The 1,518-nt window shown below is 58.9% G+C and carries 1 protein-coding gene; it reads right to left on the reverse strand.

The features are described from left to right. Window positions 1-619 precede the first annotated feature (619 nt). Window positions 620-886, reverse strand: coding sequence for a type II toxin-antitoxin system ParD family antitoxin (locus NKH57_RS33685; RefSeq protein WP_352950671.1), 267 nt, complete (start codon window positions 884-886; stop codon window positions 620-622). Between the last annotated feature and the right edge of the window lie 632 nt (window positions 887-1,518).

Below are 1,518 nucleotides of genomic sequence, written 5' to 3' on the forward strand. Positions count from 1 at the left end.
TCGCTAAGGGCAGGCTTAGAAGCAAACTTCTTCGTCGCCAGCGGCGAGCCGCCCTCGTTCGTGAGGCGTATATAGTCGCCACCAATGAGAACTGTCAACAGCGATCAGCGATGTTTTTTCGATTTCTCGTGGAGTTATCCACGGGGCCGAAATTCGTGAGCTGGCTTGGCTGAATTGTGAGCGGTGTTCTGCCGCCGACCATTCCCGTGATGCGCCCCGAGGTCTCGGCGCTGAACGTGCATCATCGGCTTGAAAAACAACTGTTGCGCCTCGGTGGCCGCAGAGCAATTCCCTACCGGAACGCCATTTAGAGCCGGTCCTCGAGCAATTTCGGCGTGATGTTCCGGCCAGCGTAAAAGATGCTCAGGATCAGCACCGCTCGCCCTCGACGGCAAAGGCAATGCTAACGGCACGCCGGCAACCGACAATCCGAAGCCCAGGCATGGGCTCGCCCCACTCGGTGTCCCGCTGTGGAAAAGTCGCCAGACCGAGACAATGGTCGCGGATACCCCACAACAGAATTCCAGGCGATCGCAGGTTAAGCACTTTCGGCTATGTCGTCATAGCTGTTCCAGCTCGGCTTCCGCTCTGGGATGGAAGACAATCCGATATTCCACCCCTACCTGGCCTTCGCCTGCTTCGCGCGATGTCGCGCCTCCAGCCGGGAGAAGACCGTTTCGGCAGGGATGCCTTTCGCAGGATCTCGCTGAAGCTCGGCCAGCCGCGCCGGTATGTCTTCGCGCAGCCACCTCTCCCGCTCCGCCTCGAAATCCTCAAGCATGCGCAGGCCCGCGCGGACGACCTCGCTGGCATTGTTGTAACGACCTGATTCGAGCTGCTTCCTGATGAAGCTCTCATAGTGGTCATTCAAAGCGTAATTTGGCATTGGCAACCCTCCTGGGCGAATATGGGGGCGCCGGAGAAGGTAGCAATAGATATCAACTGCTAGCTGCCTCGACCGATCCGGTTCACCTTGCCGCGATTCGCCGGCAATAGAATCACTCTGTCGCCTGATTCGGCATGACCGAAATGCTGCCTCAGCCATGAGGGCTGCACGATCGAGGATCGACGCGCAAGCTGATGCCGGGTGTGATTCTTTTGTGGCAGCCGTGCGCGAGAAGATAGGCGCAAAATCCAACCGGCTAAAATTCGTTTCGTATTTGGTTTCAGGGCTGGTCTTTGAGCCGGCGCCTTCAGTCTATGGCCCGCAGAGGCGAGGCTGCCTTGTCAGCATCGGCATCGCCGACGCGCCAGGCAGCAAGCCCGGAAATAGGACCTCATCTTTTGCCGCGCTATACCGGCCTTCTGCGCTTCGATCCTTGGACCTGGTCAGGCATGAGAGGCAAGAAGCCCGCCGGCTTGGAGCTTGACGGGCCTTGCGTGCGTTTGAGCCGAGTGGATCGACGGCCTTGCGCGGCTTCAAAACGCAGACAGCCCGCGTTGAGCGGGCCGTTTGCGTTTGAAGTGTGGTTGCGGGGACAGGATTTGAACCTGTGACCTTCAGGTTATGAGCCTGAC

It is taken from the genome of Mesorhizobium sp. M1050 (assembly GCF_040318715.1).
In the GTDB taxonomy this organism is placed as follows: Bacteria; Pseudomonadota; Alphaproteobacteria; order Rhizobiales; family Rhizobiaceae; genus Mesorhizobium.